The following is a 2677-nucleotide window of genomic DNA, read 5'->3' as shown; positions in this document are numbered from 1 at the left end:
TATGTCGAGAGAGGAACAATTAAAGCTCCTTGGTCAGATGAAAGATTCTGATATAGATTATTCAGATATAGCTGCTACTGATGCCGAATTTTGGCAAGAAGCTACTGTAGAAGCTGCCCGTTGGATGGTATCGAGGGAAACGCCCATCGCCAGTAGGGGCAATTCATGAATTGCCCCTACTCCGTACCTCCCAACTGGGTTTTAAGTTTTATGATGCCTTACATCTGGCTTTTGCTGAAGCGGGGGGCGCTGATATTTTCCTGACCACCGATGACAGGCTGCTGCGAAAAGCTCAACAATATAGAGATTCAATTAACGTAACGGTAGAGAATCCCGTGATTTGGTTGATGGCGACTTTACAGGAGGATGGCAATGAAATTAGCTGAACTGAGAAAACAAGGATATCAAGCTTTAGTTGACTCTTTAGGGGTGGTGGGAATGCTCCGCTTCCTGCAACAATTGGAAGTCGGCCATGGAGATTACACCGCCGAGCGACACCAGTGGTTAGATGAACTGACCCTCGCCGATTTTCAGAGCTACGTTCAACAAAAGAAAAGTATCAATGGTGGGGAGTTAGGGGGTTAGAAGGCAAGAACTGGCTCTTCTGGTTTCTGTGTGGAAACGAGGTCTATACTGATAGAATATCCGTCAAAATAGTGCTTAAAGTCTTGCCGGATAAGCATTCCACGATTCCATAAGCAAAAACTATCAGACAAAATCGAGAAGAGCCATTAATTCTGTCGGGGTAATTAGAAAGGAATATCGTCTAAATTTTCCTCCACCGATGTGTCGCTAGGTTGCCAAGCGGAAGGATTAGAAAGTTCATAGGATGCGTCATATTCAAAATCCCCGGTGGAGACAGGTGCGACGGGTTTTTCCACCGGGGTTTTATTCGATTTGTGGGTATTGATTGGCACGACTTTTTCTGGAGTCGGGGCTGCCATTTCACCGCTACTCACGCTGCCGTCAAGATGATAGAGATGACTAATGACTAATTCGGCCCGTTTTTCCTTAAAACCTTCGGGACGATCGATCGTCTGCATCGAGAGACGACCTTCCAAAATTACTTGATCGCCTTCATTATAGTTCTGAGCGACTTCTGAGGCCAAATTTCCCCAAGCTACGGCCCTTAAATTAGTCGGGGTTGCCTCGGCACGATTGGCAGAAAACTCGACTAACATTTGAGCGTAGGGAGTTTGATTATCTTGGGTATAACGTAATTCGGGACGACGGACAATTTTAGCCATTAAAATGCAACTGTTCATGGTCGAAAATTAGTCTGAATTTTTCTAATAGCACCATTGTACTGAAAAAGTACAAGGATCACCACTGTAGAGGTTAGGGAATTTTATGGGACTCTGGTTAAGAAAAAATCTCTTTAACACTTGGTACAACGTCATCTTAACCCTTGCGGGTCTATTTCTCAGCCTCTGGGGTGGTTTAAGTTTTCTCGATTGGGCGATAAATCAGGCAAAATGGGCTGTAGTGACGGAAAATATCGGTTTATTTGTGGTCGGTCGTTATCCAGAACAGTCAATATGGAGAATTTGGCTGATTTTAACGATACTTGCGGCTTTATCACTGTTTTCTTGGCAATTAAACCGGGGTCGCTTCCCCAATTGCCCCGCTTTTCTCCAACGCTGGTGGGGATTGCTCTGGTTATTGACTTTACCTTTAATCGCTTGGTTGCTATTGGGGGGATTATTTTTAAAGGCAATTCCCCTCGATGATCTCAGTGGTTTAATCTTAACTTTATTAGTAGCGATCGCCAGTATGATTTTATCTTTCCCCTTGGGGGTATTATTAGCCCTGGGGAGACAGAGTGAATTACCGGCAATTCGTTGGCTATCTATTGGTTATATCGAATTATTGCGCGGTTTACCTTTGTTGGGAATTTTATTCATGGCTCAGGTGATGTTACCTTTAATTTTACCCGCCGGGACCAGACCGGAACGGGTAATCAGAGCGATCGCCGGATTTACCCTTTTTGCAGCAGCCTATCTGGCCGAAAATGTCCGCGGTGGTTTACAAGCGATTCCCAAGGGTCAAATTGAAGCGGCCAAAGCTTTGGGTTTAAAACCGATTTTCGTTTTATTATTGATCGTTCTACCCCAAGCTTTAAAAGCGGTCATTCCTGCTATTGTTGGTCAATTTATCAGTTTATTTAAGGATACTTCCCTACTGGCGATCGTGGGACTGGTGGACCTCTTGGGTATGGCAGGATCTGTTTTAGCTAATCCGAAATTTATCGGCGATTATCCAGAGGTTTATCTATTTTTGGCTTTTATTTACTGGATTTTCTGTTATTCTATGTCCCTAGCCAGTCGTAGGTTAGAACAGCGTTGATTGGGGTGTGGGAAGTTTTATCAGTGAACAGTGAAAAGTGAACAGTAAACTGAAAACTCCCATCTGACCACTGATCACTGATAACTGATAGATGGCTACCTGGCTTTTTGTCATAAATATTGATATGATTTAACAATCAGCAGCAATTTATGGTAAATATATTTATTTAGGAGAGGGAGAAAATGGCTGGATTCTTTGGCCTGTTTGGCAATAAGACGAAATACGTCGATGAACCGATGGATATGAGCGCACCGGAACCGCAAGAGGCTTTCTACTTGGAACCCGATGACGCTAAAACTCTCGGTAATATCGACTTTATGCGGACACCGAT

The 2677-nt window shown here is 43.8% G+C and carries 4 protein-coding genes; 3 read left to right on the top strand and 1 reads right to left on the bottom strand.

The genetic code is table 11. From position 1 onward, the window contains the following. Positions 1 to 170: 170 nt before the first annotated feature. Positions 171 to 386, top strand: a complete 216-nt coding sequence (locus PX481_RS19060) for a PIN domain-containing protein (RefSeq protein ID WP_002758272.1) — start codon at positions 171 to 173, stop codon at positions 384 to 386. Beyond that, entirely contained in the window at positions 373 to 585 is a 213-nt protein-coding gene (locus tag PX481_RS19055) for a hypothetical protein (protein ID WP_002758270.1), read from the top strand. The genes PX481_RS19060 and PX481_RS19055 overlap by 14 nt, the downstream gene beginning before the upstream one ends. Before the next feature lie 164 nt (positions 586 to 749). On the opposite strand, the gene PX481_RS19050 is transcribed toward PX481_RS19055, so the two are convergent. Beyond that, the gene (locus tag PX481_RS19050; RefSeq protein ID WP_002758269.1) at positions 750 to 1265 is read right to left on the bottom strand and encodes a single-stranded DNA-binding protein; all 516 of its coding nucleotides are present in this window, start codon (positions 1263 to 1265) and stop codon (positions 750 to 752) included. Positions 1266 to 1350: 85 nt separating this feature from the next. Here PX481_RS19050 and PX481_RS19045 point away from each other — a divergent pair, with 85 nt between their 5' ends. Next, entirely contained in the window at positions 1351 to 2346 is a 996-nt protein-coding gene (locus PX481_RS19045; protein WP_002758268.1) for an amino acid ABC transporter permease, read from the top strand. Positions 2347 to 2677 lie beyond the last annotated feature (331 nt).

Source organism: Microcystis sp. M53603_WE2 (genome assembly GCF_030065435.1).
The sequence above is the reverse complement of the archived record's forward strand: the minus strand, read 5'-3'. Positions and strand labels throughout refer to the sequence as shown.

Coding starts and splice junctions, on each gene's coding strand:
- PX481_RS19050 (WP_002758269.1), bottom strand. CDS start 1,265: ATGAACAGTTGCATTTTAATGGCTAAAATTGTCCGTCGTCCCGAATTA.
- PX481_RS19045 (WP_002758268.1), top strand. CDS start 1,351: ATGGGACTCTGGTTAAGAAAAAATCTCTTTAACACTTGGTACAACGTC.
- PX481_RS19055 (WP_002758270.1), top strand. CDS start 373: ATGAAATTAGCTGAACTGAGAAAACAAGGATATCAAGCTTTAGTTGAC.